Origin of the sequence: Actinoplanes aureus (assembly GCF_015704865.1) — a bacterium.
In the GTDB taxonomy this organism is placed as follows: domain Bacteria; phylum Actinomycetota; class Actinomycetes; order Mycobacteriales; family Micromonosporaceae; genus Actinoplanes; species Actinoplanes aureus.
On sequence record NZ_JADQTO010000014.1, the window covers coordinates 70,099 to 85,103 of the forward strand.

Annotated in this window: 16 protein-coding genes; 8 read left to right on the forward strand and 8 right to left on the reverse strand. The window is 70.0% G+C overall.

The annotated features are described in order from the left end of the window. The first annotated feature begins 55 nt into the window (after positions 1–55). Positions 56–859 (forward strand): 1,4-dihydroxy-6-naphtoate synthase, encoded by an 804-nt coding sequence (locus tag I4J89_RS27460; RefSeq protein WP_196416976.1) that lies wholly within the window; start codon positions 56–58, stop codon positions 857–859. On the opposite strand, the gene I4J89_RS27465 is transcribed toward I4J89_RS27460, so the two are convergent. From I4J89_RS27465 to I4J89_RS27475, 3 genes are read right to left on the reverse strand one after another with little or no spacing between them, the layout of a single operon-like run. Next, the gene (locus I4J89_RS27465; protein WP_196416977.1) at positions 856–1,242 is read right to left on the reverse strand and encodes a cold-shock protein; all 387 of its coding nucleotides are present in this window, start codon (positions 1,240–1,242) and stop codon (positions 856–858) included. The two genes, I4J89_RS27460 and I4J89_RS27465, sit on opposite strands and share 4 nt — an antisense overlap. Positions 1,243–1,288: 46 nt before the next feature. Next, positions 1,289–1,915 (reverse strand): HAD family hydrolase, encoded by a 627-nt coding sequence (locus I4J89_RS27470; protein WP_196416978.1) that lies wholly within the window; start codon positions 1,913–1,915, stop codon positions 1,289–1,291. Beyond that, positions 1,912–2,115: a hypothetical protein gene (locus I4J89_RS27475; RefSeq protein ID WP_196416979.1), complete on the reverse strand. Its 204-nt coding sequence runs from the start codon at positions 2,113–2,115 to the stop codon at positions 1,912–1,914. The genes I4J89_RS27470 and I4J89_RS27475 overlap by 4 nt, the downstream gene beginning before the upstream one ends. A 79-nt stretch (positions 2,116–2,194) precedes the next feature. Between I4J89_RS27475 and I4J89_RS27480 the strand changes: the two genes are divergently transcribed. Next, on the forward strand, positions 2,195–4,591 hold the full coding sequence (locus I4J89_RS27480; RefSeq protein ID WP_196416980.1) for a helicase-associated domain-containing protein: 2,397 nt from the start codon (positions 2,195–2,197) through the stop codon (positions 4,589–4,591). 126 nt (positions 4,592–4,717) lie between these two features. Here the strand turns inward: I4J89_RS27480 and I4J89_RS27485 are convergent, their stop codons facing one another. Both I4J89_RS27485 and I4J89_RS27490 read right to left on the reverse strand, forming a co-directional pair. Beyond that, the gene (locus tag I4J89_RS27485; protein WP_196416981.1) at positions 4,718–5,947 is read right to left on the reverse strand and encodes a glycosyltransferase family protein; all 1,230 of its coding nucleotides are present in this window, start codon (positions 5,945–5,947) and stop codon (positions 4,718–4,720) included. Further along, positions 5,944–6,915, reverse strand: coding sequence for a glycosyltransferase family 2 protein (locus I4J89_RS27490; protein WP_196416982.1), 972 nt, complete (start codon positions 6,913–6,915; stop codon positions 5,944–5,946). The genes I4J89_RS27485 and I4J89_RS27490 overlap by 4 nt, the downstream gene beginning before the upstream one ends. Before the next feature lie 96 nt (positions 6,916–7,011). Here I4J89_RS27490 and I4J89_RS27495 point away from each other — a divergent pair, with 96 nt between their 5' ends. Continuing rightward, positions 7,012–7,404, forward strand: a complete 393-nt coding sequence (locus tag I4J89_RS27495; RefSeq protein ID WP_196416983.1) for a GtrA family protein — start codon at positions 7,012–7,014, stop codon at positions 7,402–7,404. Between the two features lie 60 nt (positions 7,405–7,464). Further along, positions 7,465–9,126, forward strand: a complete 1,662-nt coding sequence (locus I4J89_RS27500) for a DNA repair helicase XPB (RefSeq protein WP_196416984.1) — start codon at positions 7,465–7,467, stop codon at positions 9,124–9,126. Here I4J89_RS27500 and I4J89_RS27505 read toward each other — a convergent pair. Genes I4J89_RS27505 through ligD (I4J89_RS27515) form a run of 3 tightly spaced genes read right to left on the reverse strand, consistent with a single transcriptional unit; the run spans position 9,109 to position 11,762 of the window. Next, a complete protein-coding gene (locus I4J89_RS27505) occupies positions 9,109–9,852 on the reverse strand; it encodes a GntR family transcriptional regulator (RefSeq protein WP_196416985.1) in 744 nt (247 codons plus the stop codon). The genes I4J89_RS27500 and I4J89_RS27505 overlap by 18 nt on opposite strands. Before the next feature lie 55 nt (positions 9,853–9,907). Next, on the reverse strand, positions 9,908–10,822 hold the full coding sequence (gene ligD / locus I4J89_RS27510) for a non-homologous end-joining DNA ligase (RefSeq protein ID WP_196416986.1): 915 nt from the start codon (positions 10,820–10,822) through the stop codon (positions 9,908–9,910). Beyond that, entirely contained in the window at positions 10,815–11,762 is a 948-nt protein-coding gene (gene ligD / locus I4J89_RS27515; protein ID WP_196416987.1) for a non-homologous end-joining DNA ligase, read from the reverse strand. The genes ligD (I4J89_RS27510) and ligD (I4J89_RS27515) overlap by 8 nt, the downstream gene beginning before the upstream one ends. Positions 11,763–11,850: 88 nt before the next feature. Between ligD (I4J89_RS27515) and ku the strand changes: the two genes are divergently transcribed. From ku to I4J89_RS50955, 4 genes are all read left to right on the forward strand, one after another. After that, complete coding sequence (ku, locus tag I4J89_RS27520; protein ID WP_196416988.1) at positions 11,851–12,780, forward strand: non-homologous end joining protein Ku; 930 nt, start codon at positions 11,851–11,853, stop codon at positions 12,778–12,780. A 13-nt stretch (positions 12,781–12,793) separates the two neighbouring features. Continuing rightward, positions 12,794–13,282, forward strand: coding sequence for an NUDIX domain-containing protein (locus I4J89_RS27525; RefSeq protein ID WP_196416989.1), 489 nt, complete (start codon positions 12,794–12,796; stop codon positions 13,280–13,282). 48 nt (positions 13,283–13,330) lie between these two features. After that, entirely contained in the window at positions 13,331–14,641 is a 1,311-nt protein-coding gene (locus I4J89_RS27530) for an MFS transporter (RefSeq protein ID WP_196416990.1), read from the forward strand. Positions 14,642–14,735: 94 nt separating this feature from the next. Then, on the forward strand, positions 14,736–14,867 hold the full coding sequence (locus tag I4J89_RS50955; protein ID WP_255521810.1) for a hypothetical protein: 132 nt from the start codon (positions 14,736–14,738) through the stop codon (positions 14,865–14,867). The last annotated feature ends 138 nt before the right edge of the window (positions 14,868–15,005 follow it).

A 15,005-nucleotide genomic window follows, 5' to 3' on the forward strand; every position in this document is an offset into this window, starting at 1 on the left:
GGGATGTGGGGAGCTAGACAGAGCGCTCCACGGCGTACCCGGATAGCGTGAAGCCGTGGCGCTCTCCCTGGCGGTCTCCCCCTGCCCCAACGACACCTTCGTCTTCCACGCGCTGATCCACGGGCTGGTTCCCGGCGCACCGCCGGTCGATCTGACCTTCGCGGACGTCGACGTCACCAACACCGCCGCCGAGAACGGCGCGTTCGACCTGGTCAAGGTGAGTTACGCGGCACTGCCCTGGCTGCTCGGCGACTACGAGTTGCTGCACTGCGGCGGGGCGCTCGGACGCGGCTGCGGGCCGCTCGTGCTGACCCGGGGACAGCGGGACCTGACCGGCGCGACCGTGGCCGTGCCCGGTGACCGCACCACGGCGTACCTGCTCTTCCGCCTCTGGGCCGCGGACCAGCCGCCGGCCCGCATCGAGGTGGTGCCGTTCCACCAGATCATGCCGGGCGTCGCCGAGGGGCGGTACGACGCCGGCCTGGTCATCCACGAGGCCCGCTTCACCTACCAGCGGTACGGCTTGACCGCCCTGGCCGACCTCGGCGAGTGGTGGGAGAAGGACACCGGCCTGCCGATCCCGCTCGGCGCGATCCTCGCGAAGAAGGGCACCGTCGACGCGGCCCAGGCCACCGAGTGGATCCGCGAGTCGCTGCGGCTGGGCTGGCTCGACCCGGCCGCCGGCAAGGACTTCATCCTCGCCAACGCGCAGGAGATGGAGCCCGCGGTGGTGACCCAGCACATCGAGCTCTACGTCAACGAATTCACCCTGGACCTGGGCGAAGAGGGACTCGCCGCCGCGAATGCCCTGCTGGGACGTGCCGCGGCGGCGGGTCTGACACCTGAAGTGAAGCTCTAATTCTCGAACTCGCGTGCGACCGCGTGGACCAGCTGCGCGATCTTCAACGCGGTCTTTTTGTCCGGGTAGCGGCCGCGCTGCAACGCCGGCTGCACCTGGCTCTCCAGCACCTTGATCATGTCTTCGATCATGCTGGCCAGCTCGTCCGCCGGGCGGCGGCGCAGCTCGGCCAGCGACGGCGGGGCGTCCAGCAGCTTCACGCCGAGCGCCTGGGCGCCCTTCCGGCTGTCCACGACGCCGAACTCGATCCGCTGACCGGTTTTCAGCTCGGTCACCCCCGCCGGCAGCGCGCCCTTGGGCAGGAAAACGTCACCACCCTCGTCACTGGTGACGAACCCGAATCCCTTCGTAGCGTCGTACCACTTCACTCGACCCGTGGGCACCGCTGACCTCAACTTCACTCAATGGACACAACTGCTCACGGCGAGCCTATCCAGACGCGGGCCGGGACCCAACCGCAATCTCACGCAGCAGCGCCGGGAACGGGGTGAGATCCGGCAGGACGTACGACGCGCCCGCGTCCCGGAGCTCCTCCTCGGAACACGGACCGGTGGCCACCGCGATCCCCGGGACCCCGGCGGTACGCGCGGCCACCATGTCCGCCACGTGGTCACCCACGTACCAGCGCACCCCGTGCTCCACCAGGGCGGCCGCCTTGCCCTCGGCGAACAGATCGCCGGCCAGCTCGTCGGCACGCATACCCAGATGGTCCAGATGCAGCCGGGCCAGCCGGCCGAGTTTCGAGGTCACCACCACGACCCGCAGGCCGGCCTCGCGGACCGCCTCCAGGGCCTCGATCGCGCCGGGAGTCGGCACGGTCGGCGCGATCGCGTACTCCGGGTAGAGCGCCCGGTACGTCGCCACCGCGTCCTCGATCTCCTCGGGCGGGAACCAGTACCCGAGCTCGGTCCGCAGCGGCGGACCGAGCCGGGTCACGGCGAGATCGGCGTCGACGTGCACCCCGGTCCGGGCGGTGAGCGCGCGATACGCCGCCGCGATACCAGGCCGGGAGTCAATCAAGGTCATGTCCAGGTCGAACCCGACCGCCGGAGTCATTCCTGGGTGAACGTCGGCGAGTACGTCAGACGGTCCACCGGCAGCGGGAAGGTGATGTCGTCACCGAACGGCGACGGGGCGGCGGCACGGTCGGAGATCAGCTCGGAGACGTGCATCTGCCCCTTCATGTCCACACCCCGCGGGCTGCTGCTCGTGCTGACCGACACCTGAGTTCCCGGCATCTTGGCGTTCGACGCCACGTTCGCTCCTCCTCGCAATGGAGATCCGGCCACGCCCGGACCCAACACCATCGTCCCATGAACGTTAGCGTTGAAGACGATGGCCACCACATTCGCCGATCAACTGCGGTCGCTACCCGACGAAGGGCTGGGCGCGCTCATTCAGCTGCGCCCGGACCTCGTCGTCCCCGTTCCGGCCGACATCTCGGCCCTTGCCGTACGCGCACAGTCCCGTAACTCGGTCGCCCGCTGCCTCGACGGTCTGGACGAGTTCACCCTGCTGATCCTGGACGCGGCCCGCCTCAGCCGGGCCGCGGACACCGCCCTGACCTCGGTCGACGCGATTATCGAGCTCACCACGGAGGTCGCCGCCGAGGACGTACGCGTGGCGATCGACCGCCTCCGCGTCCGGTTCCTGCTGCACGGTCCGCCGGAGGCGCTGCAGGTGGTGGGCGCCGTCGACGAGGTCACCTCGCCGTACCCGGCGGGTCTCGGCCGGCCCGCCGACTTCCTGGATCCGCAGGCCGCCGTGCTCTGCGCGGACCGGGCGAGGCTGAGGCGCACCATCCTGGCCGCGCCCGCCGGTGCCCGCGCGGTCCTCGACCGGCTGGCCGCGGGTCCCCCGATCGGGGCACTCAACCGGACCACCCTCGACCAGAACGAGCCGATCCGCTGGCTGGTGGATCAGCACATCCTGGTCCCGGTCTCCGAGGCCGGCCGGGCTCCGCGCCCGGACGGGGAGCTGGTCGAGCTGCCCCGCGAGGTGGGCATGCTGCTGCGCCGCGACACCGGCCCGCTCGGTCCGCTGCGCCCGTTCCCGCCGATCCCGGAGGCCACGGTCCGTGACCGGAAGGCGGTCGATTCGGCCGGCGCCGGGCAGGCGATGGAGGCGGTACGCGCCACCGAGGCGATCCTCGAGGCGCTAGCCGCCGAACCCGCACCCGTGCTGCGCGCCGGCGGCCTCGGCGTACGCGATCTCAAACGGGTGGCCCGCGCCGCCGGGGTCGACGAGGCGGGCGCCGCTCTGCTGGTCGAGACCGCGTACACGTCCGGCCTGCTCGGCGAGTCCGAGGTGACCGCCGGCCGGGCCGCCGCCGGTTCGGCACCGGACGTCTTCCTCCCCACCGGGGCGTACGACCTGTGGCGCGCTTCGAGCGTCGCGCACCGCTGGGCCGCGCTGACCCGGGCCTGGCTGGTGATGACCCGGCAGACCGGTCTGATCGGCCGCCGCGACGACCGGGACCGGCCGATCAACGCGCTCGCTCCGGACGCCGAGCGGGCCGGTGCGCCGCAGGCCCGCCGGGAGGCCCTCAACGCGCTGGCCGACCTGGAGACCGGCGCCGCCCCGTCCGTCGACGACCTGCTGTCGCTGCTCGCCTGGCAGGCGCCACGGCGGGCCCGTGGCCGGGACATGGGTCACCGGGACGCGTTCGCCGGTGCGGCGCTGCTCGGTGTCACCGGGCTGGGCGCGCTCACCTCGTACGGCCGATTGCTGCTGGCCGGACCCGAACCGGACGAGGGTGACCCGCTGGGGGTGCATCCGGAGGACGCGCCGGCCGACGCCGTCCGCGCGCTGGACCACCTGCTGCCCGCGCCGGTCGACCACTTCCTGGTGCAGGCCGACCTGACCGTGGTGGTGCCCGGCCCGCCGGAGCCGGAGCTGGGCGCGGAGCTGGACGACGTCGCCGAGCCGGAGTCGGCGGGCGGTGCGAGCGTGTTCCGGGTGACGCCGGCGAGTGTGCGGCGGGCCCTGGACGTCGGCTACCGGGCCGACGACCTGCACACCATCTTCCGCCGCCGGTCCCGCACGCCGGTGCCGCAGACGCTGACCTACCTGATCGACGACACCGCCCGCAAGCACGGCGGGTTGCGCAGCGGGTCGGCCGGCTCCTATCTGCGCAGCGACGACGAGGCCCTGCTCACCGAGGTGCTGGCGGACAAGCGGGTGAGCTCGATCGACCTGCGCCGGATCGCACCGACCGTGCTGGTCAGCCCGCGTCCGGTGGCCCGGCTGCTGGGTGCGTTACGGGAGGCGGGTTACGCGCCGGTCGCCGAGGACGGCGGCGGGGCGACCATGCTGTCCCGGCCGAAGGCGCGGCGGGCGCCGACGCGTACCCCGCGCATCGCCGAACCGCCGGGTCCGCCGATGCTGGCCGGACCGCGCCTCGCCGGCGTGGTGGAACAGCTGCGGCGCGGCGACATCGCGACCCGGGCGGCGCGCCGCGCGCCGGTCACCGTGCGCGCCGCGCACGGTCAGACCGTGGCGGGACTCACCGCGGTGCAGCAGCATTCGCAGGCCATGGCGGTGCTTCAGCAGGCGGTGCGGGACAAGGCCAGGGTCTGGGTGGGGTACGTCGACTCGCACGGCGCCACGCTCTCCCGGCTGGTCCGGCCGGTCTCGATGAGCGCCGGTTACCTGCGCGCGGAGGACGAACGGGGTGAGAGCCTGCACACCTTCGCCCTGCACCGGATCACCGCCGCGGTGACCGAGGAGTGACCTCGACACCGAGTACGGGGGCGGCGGGTGGCGCACCCCCGTTGTGGCACCACCCGCGCATCCCCACTCGGCGGTTAGACGCCGGACGACCCGGATACGTTGCGTCCAATTTCGGTCACGACTCGGTCAGGCCACGACAGCCTTCGGCATCTCGTTCCCGGCGGACCGGTTCTCCGGCTCCGGCTCGACGGAGCCGGCCTCCGGCTTGGGCGGCCGCACCAGCAGGTGGTGCACCAGCCCCGCGGCGGCCAGCACCAGGATCGGGTACATCGGCAGGTAGTAGCGGAAGGAGCTGACCGTGCTGTTCAGCACGGACAGCAGCATGCTGGGCAGAAGCGAACCGACCAGCAGTGCGGTCAGCACCGACTTCGGTCGCGCCAGCACCGAGATCAGCGCGGCGCACCAGATCCCGAACAGGCCGAGGTCGCGCACGAAGTACTGCTTCGTGTCCGCCACGGTCAGCTTCCAGAAGATCTCCGGCATGTTCTTGATCGCGGTGATCGTGTCCGGCTGGTTGTTCACCTTCACGAACCAGGCGAGCACGTCGTAGGGTGCCCACCACTGCATCACCAGGGTGCAGGCGAGGCCAACCGGCAGCAGCACCAGCACCGGCAGGTTCCACGGGTTTTCCCGGAACCGGCGCCGCCGGAGCAGCGTCCAGAGCCATGCGAAGCAAATGGCGGAGACGAGCACCGGGCCGCTCTGCCGGCTGAAGGTGACCAGGACCAGCAGGACCGAGCAGGCGACCGCCTCGCGTACCCCGAAGCGTTTCCCTCCGAGCGGCAGCATCATCAGGATCGCCACGGTGAAGGCGAGGGCCGGCGCCTCGGTGAACATGCCGGTCATGAACTCCAGGTACGCGTGCGTGAGGATGAACACGGCGGTGACCGCCAGCGCGATCTCCTTCGTGAACAGCCTGGTCATCAGCCGCATCAGGCCCCAGACGATGAACATCGCCGACAGCAGCGGTACGACGTACATGCCGGTGCCGCCCATCAGCATGACGAACGGCACGGACAGGGCCGGGTAGACCACGCGGGGGTAGATCAGCGGCGAGATGACCGGGTCCTCGAACCCGTAGTGCAGCCGGTCGATCTTCGGGTCGTTGAAGTACTCGCCGGTCAGCCGGATCGCTTCGTTCAGGTCATGACCGGCGTACTGGAACGTCATCGCGGTGTAGTACAGCGAGTCGCCGGTCCACGGCTTGCCCCACTGGTGCCAGTAGAGATAGCCCAGGACGAAGAGGCCGGCGAGCAGCAGCCAGTAGCGGCCGGGCACGTCACCGGCGAGGCGGCGGGCAAACGTCTGTACGCGACGCCGGACCGATCCCTGGCTCGCGGGCTCGGTCGGGGTCATCCGTTCCTCCTGGAGGGGGTGGCAGGGACCGCGACGCGGTCGGGGCTCTCCTGGATGTCCAGGCTGAGCGCGGCGATGAGGAGATGAATACCGGTCAGCAGCGGCAGGGCGGCCAGCAGTGCGCTGCCCGCGCTGACCACCGGGGCGCCGAGCGTGTGCACCACGACCCAGATGCCGGCGACCAGGCCGAACGCGATCAGCGGCAGCCCGGCGAGCAGCAGCAGGGCGATCGGCGAGAACGAGTAGATGACGTACTTGAGCAGGATCCGGCGCCAGAAGCCGCGGGTCAGCTGTCCGAGCAGGGCCGGGATGACCCGGTGCATCCGCATCGTGGACGTCTCTTCGCCGTACACCGCCGGGATGGGCACGTCGCAGGCCGGCACGCGCAGGATGTTCAGGTTGATCAGCAGGTCGTTCTCGAAGGAGTAGTCCCGGGCCACCCGGTCCAGGTCCAGCCGCTCCAGCGCCGAACGGTGGATGGCGGTGTAGCCGTTCTGCGGATCGAACAGGTGCCAGTAACCCGAGGCCAGCTTGGTCATGAACGACAGGATCACGTTGCCGAAGATCCGGTACGCCGGCATACCGCGGTACGAGTCACGCGAGTAGAAGCGGTTTGCCTTGGTGAACTGCGCGAGGCCGTCGACGATCGGCGCGAGCAGGTCCGGCAGGTAGTCGGGGTCCATCTGGGCGTCGCCGGCCATCACCACCGACACGTCACAGCCGAGACGCAGCGCCTCCTTGTGCCCGTCGCAGATCGCACCGCCGACACCGGTGTTGACCTCGTGGCGGATCAGGGTCAGGCGCGGCTCGCCGGTCTCGCGGGCTCGCTCGGAGGTCGCGTCCTTGCTGGTGTCATCGATGACGATGATGTGATCCACGAACTCCGGGACTGTGTTGATCGTCTGGCCGATCAGCTTCTCTTCGTTGTATGCCGGCACCACGACGGCGACCTTCAGTCCCTGATACAACTGTCCGCTCCCCGCGTACATTGGCTGCTTCTGCGCCGTGGCAAGATAGGCGCCCACGATCACGCAGCGAGGAAGGTACCAGCTATCAATCTCCGCATGGGGACAGGTGCCCGGCGCTTGTGGGAGCACAGCGCGGTCCGGTTCCTTCTGGTCGGTGGCTTGAGTTACGCGTTCGACGTCGGTGTACTCGTCCTCCTGCACGGCGTACTCGGTATGCCCCTGGCTCTCGCCACCAGCGTCTCCTTCATGTCCGCCCTGCTGGTCAACTTCGGGCTGAACCGGGTCTTCGCCTTCCAGAGCACCAGCCTGGTGGGCACGGCCCTGCTGCGTTACCTCGTCCTCGTCCTGGTCAACTACGTCACAACGCTGCTGCTCGTCACCGGCCTGACCGCTCTGGGCCTGTCGTACGTGGTGTCCAAGACGGTGGCCACGATCCTCAACGCGGTGATGAACTACGAGGCCTACCGTCGCTGGGTCTTCCGGACGTAGCGCCGCGAAACCCGTGGCAAACTGGAGGGTCGGCTTTTCTGCTCTGCGGAAGGTGTACGGGTGAGCGGCGGACCACTGATCGTGCAGTCGGACAAGACCCTGCTTCTGGAGGTGGACCATCCGGACGCCCAGGCCTGCCGGATGGCGATCGCGCCGTTCGCGGAACTGGAGCGGTCGCCGGAGCACGTACACACCTATCGGTTGACGCCTCTCGGCCTGTGGAACTCGCGGGCCGCCGGGCACGACGCGGAGAGCGTGGTCGACGCGCTGATCAAGTTCTCCCGCTATCCGGTGCCACACGCGCTGCTGGTCGACGTCGCCGAGACGATGGACCGCTACGGCCGGCTCCAGCTGCTGAACGATCCGGTGCACGGCCTGGTGCTGCGCGGCCTCGACCGGATCGTGCTGATCGAGGTGGCGAAGTCGAAGAAGCTGGCCGGGATGCTGGGCTCCCGGATCGACGACGAGACCATCGCGGTGCACGGTTCCGAGCGCGGCCGGCTCAAGCAGGCGCTGCTCAAGCTCGGCTGGCCGGCCGAGGACCTGGCCGGGTACGTGGACGGCGAAGCGCACGAGATCGAGCTGGCACAGGACGGCTGGACGCTGCGCTCCTACCAGCAGGAGGCGGTCGACGGGTTCTGGGCCGGCGGCTCCGGCGTCGTGGTGCTCCCCTGCGGTGCCGGTAAGACGCTGGTCGGCGCCGCGGCGATGGCGACGGCCAAAGCAACCACGCTGATCCTGGTGACGAACACGGTCGCCGGCCGGCAGTGGAAGCGCGAGCTGATCGCCCGGACCTCGCTCACCGAGGACGAGATCGGGGAGTACAGCGGCGAGCGCAAGGAGATCCGTCCGGTCACCATCGCGACGTACCAGGTGCTCACCTCGCGGCGCGGCGGCGCCTTCACCCACCTCGACCTGTTCGGCGCCCGCGACTGGGGCCTGGTCATCTACGACGAGGTGCATCTGCTGCCGGCGCCGATCTTCCGCTTCACCGCAGACCTGCAGGCCCGCCGCCGGCTCGGCCTCACCGCCACGCTGGTCCGTGAGGACGGCCGGGAGGGCGACGTCTTCTCGCTGATCGGCCCGAAGCGCTACGACGCGCCGTGGAAGGACATCGAGGCGCAGGGCTGGATCGCCCCGGCCGAGTGCGTCGAGGTCCGGGTCACGCTCACCGACGCGGAGCGGATGGCGTACGCGGTGACCGACGCCGAGAACCGCTACCGGGTGGCGGCCACCGCCCGTACCAAGCTGCCCGTGGTCAAGGCCCTGGTGCACCGGCATCCGGGCGAGCAGGTGCTGGTCATCGGCGGATTCCTGGACCAGCTGCACGAGCTCGGCGACTATCTCGACGCACCGATTGTCGAGGGCTCCACCACGAACAAGGAGCGGGAGCGGCTCTTCGACGCGTTCCGCGACGGCTCGCTGCGGACCCTCGTCCTGTCGAAGGTCGGCAACTTCTCCATCGACCTGCCCGAAGCGGCGGTGGCGATCCAGGTCTCGGGCACGTTCGGCTCCCGCCAGGAGGAGGCGCAGCGGCTCGGCCGGGTGCTGCGGCCGAAGGGCGACGGACGCCAGGCGCACTTCTACACCGTGGTCTCGCGGGACACCATCGACACCGAGTACGCGGCTCACCGCCAGCGATTCCTGGCGGAGCAGGGGTACGCGTACACGATCGTCGACGCCGACGACGTCCTCGGCCCGCCGCTACCGCAGGTCGAGTGAGCTTCCCCACTGCAGGGACAGGCGGGTGGCGGCCCGCTCGGCCCGGATCTCCATCAGGTCTCCGAGGATGATCGCCCGGTCGACGACCACCGGGCGGTCGTCCGACGCGTAGGTGGTCCGCTCGCTGACGAAGACCGCGCTGCCGGCTCGCCGCTCCAGCACGGCCGCAACGGATTCGTCGAGCAGGCCCGGGACGATCCGTTCGGTGGCCCGCACGATCGTCACCCCGGCGCTGGCGAGCGCCGCGTAAAGCGACGTCTCCCGGAAGTCCGCGCTGCTCACCGCGCCGGCGTAGGGCTGCGGGATCCACGAGGTCTGGTGGATCGCCGGCCGCCCGCCGAGCCGGCGCAGCCGTTCCAGGCGCAGCCCCGGCTCGGGCACCGCCTCGACCGTGGCCGCCAGCACCTCGGTCGACACCTGGTGTCCCTGCTCGCGCAGGTCGTCGACGAAGCTGCGCAGGGTGTCCACCCGGTACGCCGCCTGTACCGGCGCGACGTACGTGCCACGGCCGGGCTGCTGCACGATCAGCCCGCCGTCGCGCAGTTCCTGGAGGGCCTGGCGCAGCGTCATCAGCGTCACGCCGTACCGCGTGCTGAGCTCCCGCTGCGCCGGCAGCGCGTCGCCGGGCCGGTACTCGCCCGCCTGGATCCGCTCGGCCAGGTCCGCCGCGATCCGCCGGTAGGCCGGCACCCGGGCGACCAGCGCCGATTCCGCGGGCTCAGCCATGCTTCTCCTGTCGCCGCTTCCTGATCGCCTCAGTCTGGCCCATCCGGCGCGGAGATCAAGCGGGCACTGCCGGTCCGGGGTGCAGCAGACCGTCGAGCAGATCGCCGTGCTCCTCGACGCGCTCCAGCACCTCGGCCGCGCCGAACTGCTGGGCCGGCATCTCCCCGGTCGCCATCGCGATGACCTCGTCCCAGGTCAGCGGCGCCGAACCGGTCGGTCGCTCACCCGCCCGCAGCGAATACGGCGTCACCGTGGTCTTCGCCGCGTTGTTCTGACTCCAGTCGATGAAGACCTTGCCGGGGCGGATGGCTTTCGCCATCTTCGCGGTGATCGAGCCGGGCACCATCCGCGCCAGCTCTTCCGCCACCTTTTTCGCGTACGCGGAGACGACCTCGGCGTTCTGCGTGCCGGAGACCGGGCAGCACAGCTGCATCCCCTTCTTCCCGGACGTCTTCGGGTACGCGTCGATCCCGTCCTCGGCGAGCCGGTCGCGCATCAGCATCGCCACCGCACAGCACTCCTTGAGGCCGGCCGGCGCCCCGGGATCCAGGTCGACGACCATCAGGTCCGGGTCCTCGCCGATCCGCCACTGCGGCGTGTGCAGTTCGAGCGCCGCGAGATTGGCCAGCCAGACGAGCGTGGGCAGGTCGTCGACCACCACGAAGTCGATGGTCTCCCGGCTCTTCGTCGACCCGGGCACCGGCAGCGTCGCGAGGCGCACCCAGTCCGGCGTACCCCCGGGTTTGTTCTTTTCGAAGAAGTGCGTGTCCTCGACGCCGTTCGGGTAGCGGATCCGGGTGACCGCCCGGTCCCGCAGGTGCGGCAGCAGCACCGGCGCGACCCGGGTGTAGTAGTCGATCACCTCACCCTTGGTGAACCCGGCCGCCGGGTACATGAGCTTGTCGAGATTGGACAGCTCGAGGTCACGGCCGTCGACGGTGACGGTGAAGCGGCTCCTGGACTCAGGCATCCTCCCCCTCCTCCGCGCACTCGTCGGCCGTCTTGTCGTCGCGCAGCCGGAGGAACCGGGGGAACCGCAGTCGCTTGTCCGGCGTCCGGTTGCCGTAGCGGATCTCGGCCACCAGTTCCGGGCGTACCCAATGTGCCCCGCGGGAATCCTCCCGTGGCACCGCGCCGGGCACGAACGGTGACTCGCCCGCCGCGAGCGGCTCGAGCCGCGACAGCAGCTCCTTCTCCGCTGCCGCGCCGATCCCGCCGCCCACCCGCCCGCGAAACGCCAGCCCCTCCGCCGTCGGTACGCCCACCAGCAGCCCACCCAGCTTCCGCGCGCCGGGCCGCCAGCCGCCGATGACGTAGTCGCCGGTCCGGTCGAACTTCACCTTCACCCAGTCCGGTGAGCGGCGCCCGGGCAGATAGACCGAGTCGGTGCGCTTGGCCATCACGCCTTCCAGCCGGTTCTCCCGGGCGGCCGCCGCGGTGGCCGCGCCGTCACCGAACGCCGGCGGCACCATCCAGCTGGTCCCGCCCAGGTCGAGCTCCTCCAACCGCTCCCGGCGAGCCTGGTACGGCAGCCCGGTGTAGTCGATGCCGTCCAGGAAGAGCACGTCGAAGATCATGTACGTGACCGGCGCGGTGACCGCCAGACGGGCCGCCCGGCCGGTATCCCGGACGTGCATCCGCTCGGCCAGCGCGGTGAAGGACGGACGCCCCTTCGCGTCGAAGACCACCATCTCGCCGTCGAGGAGTGTCCCCTCCGGCAGGCGCAGGCCGGCGATCTCCGGATAGGCCACGGTGACGACCGCCCCGGAGCGTGCGAACAGCTGGGGTGCGCCGCCGGTGAACAGCGCCAGAACCCGTACGCCGTCCCATTTGAACTCGTAGCTCCAGCCCGGGCCGGTCGGCAGCGGGCCCGCCGTCGCGAGCATCGGGGACAGGGGTGGGCCCGGCACCTGATCACCATAGACAGAAGCGTTCACCTTACGCAGGCGTCTCAGTGATGCCATTCTGATCAGGGGTCCCGACTCGAAGGGTTCGAACATGCGAGCGATCTGGAAAGGCGCTGTCTCGTTCGGTCTGGTGTCGATCGCGGTGAAGCTGTATTCGGCGACCGAGGAGAAGGACATCCGGTTCCACCAGGTGCATCGCACCGACGGCGGCCGCATCAAGTACCAGCGCACCTGCTCCGTCGACGGCGAAGTGGTCAGCTACGACGACATCGCCAAGGGGTACGACATCGGCGGCGGCGAAATGGTGATCCTGACGGACGAGGACTTCGCGGACCTTCCGTTGAGCACGTCACGCGCCATCGACGTGCTGGAGTTCGTCCCGGCCGAGCAGATCGACCCGATCCTGTTCGCCAAGGCCTACTACCTCGAGCCGGAGGGTCAGGCGGCCAAGCCGTACGTGCTGCTCCGCGACGCGCTGCGGGACGCCGACCGGGTGGCGATCGTCAAGATCGCGATCCGCCAGCGGGAGCAGCTGGCCACCCTGCGGGTCCGCGACGACGTGCTGGTGCTCAACACCATGATGTGGCCGGACGAGGTGCGCACCCCCGATTTCGGCTTCCTCGACGAGGACATCGAGACCCGTCCCGCCGAGCTGGCGATGGCGAGCTCCCTGATCGACTCGATGGCCGGCAGTTTCAAGGCGGACGACTTCACCGACAACTACCGGGCCGCGCTCCAGGAGGTCATCGACGCCAAGGTCGAGGGCCGCGAGGTCGTCCAGCCGGAGGAGGCCGAGGAGGAGCCGGCCGCGGCGATCGACCTGATGGCGGCACTCAAGGCCTCGGTGGAACGCGCACGCAAGGCACGCGGCGAGGAGGATACGGACGCCAAGCCCGCGAAGAAGTCGGCGCCCGCCAAGAAGGCGGCACCGGCGAAGAAGGCCACCGCGGCGAAATCGACCAAGTCCACTGCCGCGAGCAAAAGCACCCCTGCCAAGCGGCCCGCTAAGAAGTCTGCGTGACTAGTCTCGTCGTGTGGCGTTGACGTGGGCTGAGTCTTACCTGGGCAGAGTGCGGGCGAGTGTCGGGGACACCGACACGATCTTCTTCGTCGGGGCGCGCACGCTGGTGCTCGACGACCAGAACAGGCTGCTGCTGATCCAGCGTTCGGACAACCATCGCTGGGCGATCCCGGCCGGCGCGATGGAGCTCGGCGAGAGCATGCAGGACTGCGCGGTACGGGAGTTGTGGGAGGAGACCGGGCTGCGGGCCACCTCGCTCACGCCGTACGCGTTCTACTCGGCGTACACCTACACCAACGAGTACCGGCACACGTACCAGCAGGTGCTGATGAACTTCGTGGTGCACTCCTGGGAGGGTGAGCTGGTCCGGCAGACCGAGGAGAGCGTGGACGCCGGCTTCTTCGCCCTGGACGCGCTGCCCGGCGGGAAGTCGTTCATCATCGACGAGGCCCTGGCCGATCTCGCCACCTTCCAGGCGACCGGCCGGCTGGTGATGAAGTAGCCGGCATGACGTAAATCGCGGTGCGGGTAAGGGTGACCTAAGGCAGGATTGCCCACCGTGACCCGTAAACGCCGTCTGGGCCTGGACCTGACCCCGCTTCGCACGTCCCGGGACTTCCGGCTCGTGTTCATCGGTGGCGTGGTCACGGCGTTCGGGTCGTTCATCAGCTACGTCACGATCCCGTACCAGGTGGCGCAGCTGACCGACGATCCGCTGATGGTCGGCCTGATCGGCGTCTGTGAGCTGGCCCCACTGCTGATCATGGCGTTCGTGGGTGGCGCGCTCGCCGACTACCTGGACCGCCGGTTGCTGGTCCGGGGCAGCGAGGCCGCGCTGGCCCTGATCTGCGGCATCCTGCTGTACAACTCACTCGCCGACGAGCCGCACCTGTGGCTGCTCTACGTCGCCGCGTTCCTCTCCGCGGCCGTCGCCGGCCTGCAGCGACCCGCGCTCGAGGCGATGATCCCGCGCCTGGTGAAGCCGGAACAGCTGCCGGCCACCATGTCGCTCCAATCGCTCGGCATGCAGTTCGCCCAGCTCTTCGGCATGCCGCTGGCCGGCATCCTGCTGGCCAACTTCGAGCTCGCCTGGGTGTACGCGTTCGACCTGCTCACCTTCGCGGTCTCGCTGCTCTGCCTGAGCCTGGTACGCGCGGTCCCGCCACCACCGGCCGCCGACCGCCCGTCGCTGCACAGCGTGATCACCGGCCTGAAGTACGCGAAGTCCCGCCCCGAGCTGCTCGGCACCTACCTGGTCGACATCAACGCGATGTTCTTCGGCATGCCGTCCGCGCTCTACCCGTTCCTCGCCCAGAAGCTCGGCGGTCCCAGCGTCCTCGGCCTGCTGTACGCCGCCCCCGCCGTCGGCTCGCTGCTGGCCACCTTCGGGTCGGGCTGGACCGCTCGGGTGCACCGGCACGGCCTGATGGTGCTCATCGCGGCCGCGTTCTGGGGCGTCGGCATCGTCGGGGTCGGCCTGTCCGGCACGCTCTGGCTGACGCTCTTCTGCCTGGCCTTCGCCGGCGCCGCCGACATGATCTCCGGCATCTTCCGCATGATCATGTGGAACCAGACCATCCCCGACCATCTGCGCGGGCGGCTGGCCGGGATCGAGATGCTCTCGTACACCACCGGCCCGCTGCTGGGACAGCTCCGCGCGGGTGCGATGGCGCGTACCTCGCTCGGTGTCTCCGGCTCCATCTGGCTGGGCGGCGTGCTCTGCGTGGCGGGCACCCTGGCGCTGGCTGCGGCTCTGCCCAAGTTCGTCCGCTACAACGGCAAGGACGGCATGGCCCTGAAGAAGGCCGCCGACGACGAGTGGGCCGCCACCGCCGCGGACCGGCGCGCGACGACCCCCTGACCCGCGTCCCCGATCGCCAACAACGCCACGTTCGACCTCATCTCTCTCGGCGAGCCCGCAGGTTCGGGTCTTCCGCAGCCGAGAGGGAGATGCGATGGAGCGGGCACGAACACACGAGGACCGGTCACGGCACGAGCCGATCCGGGAATGGATCCGGCGCAACGCACCGATCTGGACCGCTGCCGTGACCACGGCACGGGCTGTCTGGGAGATCCTCGGCGGGTGAGGCGGGCGAAGCCCGCGAACCCGGAGCGACCACGTCGGTCAGCCCGGCGGCGGCGTGACAAGGGTGTGGCGGCCGGGCCCGGGCCGGGGCGCCCCAACAGGGTCCAGGGGGTACAAGAAATATGTGTTTTGTTTTTTT

Coding starts and splice junctions, on each gene's coding strand:
- I4J89_RS27505 (WP_196416985.1), bottom strand. CDS start 9,852: ATGGCTGAGCCCGCGGAATCGGCGCTGGTCGCCCGGGTGCCGGCCTAC.
- I4J89_RS27495 (WP_196416983.1), top strand. CDS start 7,012: ATGGGGACAGGTGCCCGGCGCTTGTGGGAGCACAGCGCGGTCCGGTTC.
- I4J89_RS50955 (WP_255521810.1), top strand. CDS start 14,736: ATGGAGCGGGCACGAACACACGAGGACCGGTCACGGCACGAGCCGATC.
- I4J89_RS27470 (WP_196416978.1), bottom strand. CDS start 1,915: ATGACTCCGGCGGTCGGGTTCGACCTGGACATGACCTTGATTGACTCC.
- I4J89_RS27485 (WP_196416981.1), bottom strand. CDS start 5,947: ATGACCCCGACCGAGCCCGCGAGCCAGGGATCGGTCCGGCGTCGCGTA.
- ku (WP_196416988.1), top strand. CDS start 11,851: ATGCGAGCGATCTGGAAAGGCGCTGTCTCGTTCGGTCTGGTGTCGATC.
- ligD (WP_196416986.1), bottom strand. CDS start 10,822: ATGCCTGAGTCCAGGAGCCGCTTCACCGTCACCGTCGACGGCCGTGAC.
- I4J89_RS27480 (WP_196416980.1), top strand. CDS start 2,195: ATGGCCACCACATTCGCCGATCAACTGCGGTCGCTACCCGACGAAGGG.